At 61.7% G+C, this 721-nt stretch carries 2 protein-coding genes; both read left to right on the top strand.

All coding sequences use genetic code 11. The annotated features are described in order from the left end of the window. On the top strand, positions 1-192 hold a 192-nt coding region (locus INT32_RS22245), incomplete at its 5' end, for a hypothetical protein (RefSeq protein WP_226817358.1). Between the two features lie 41 nt (positions 193-233). After that, the coding region (locus INT32_RS22030; protein WP_193090808.1) for a transposase at positions 234-721 on the top strand (488 nt) is incomplete at its 3' end.

Genomic DNA, 721 nt, shown 5'->3' on the forward strand with positions numbered 1-721 from the left:
CCAAACGGATCGATGATGGTCTTGTGGTCGGGTCTGACTCATGGCTCTTCTGACACCCCGCTGTCTGGGGGTTGTCCTGTTTACGACGTGTCGACTGGCTCGGCTCACTGTAATAAGTGCAGCCCAGCAGGCCGTCATGTCCTGATAGGAGTCTGGCGTGTCCCCGATAGTGAACTGACTGACGCCGGCTGAGCTGCGCACCCGAGAACTCGAAAAGAAGGGGCGCAGTTCCCATGATGAACGATAAGCAGGTTAAGGTCTACGGCGGGATCGACACGCACGCGGACACACATCACCTCGCGGTGATCGACCAAGCCGGGCGCCGACTGGCTGATGCCCAAATACCGACTACCGCGACTGGGTACCAGGCAGCATTGCGGTTTTTGGGTTCCTGGCCTGGATTGGTCAGCGTGGGCATCGAGTGCACCGGCTCCTATGGAGCCGCGGTCACCCGAGCTGTGCGGGAGGCAGGCATCACGGTGTTCGAGGTGAATCGACCCAACCGGTTCGACCGGCGACTCCACGGCAAGAGCGATCCCTTCGATGCTTATTCCGCCGCTGAGGCTGTGCTGGGTGGCAGAGCCAGCGCGGCGCCCAAGGGCGGGGACGGGCTCGTGGAGTCGCTGCGAGTACTGCGGACCTCAAGGTCCTCGGCGCTGCAGGCTCGGACTGCGACGATCAATCAGATTAAGGGGATGCTGATCACAGCCCCAGAGGATCT

It is taken from the genome of Advenella sp. FME57, assembly GCF_014897675.1.
Lineage (GTDB): Bacteria > Pseudomonadota > Gammaproteobacteria > Burkholderiales > Burkholderiaceae_B > Advenella.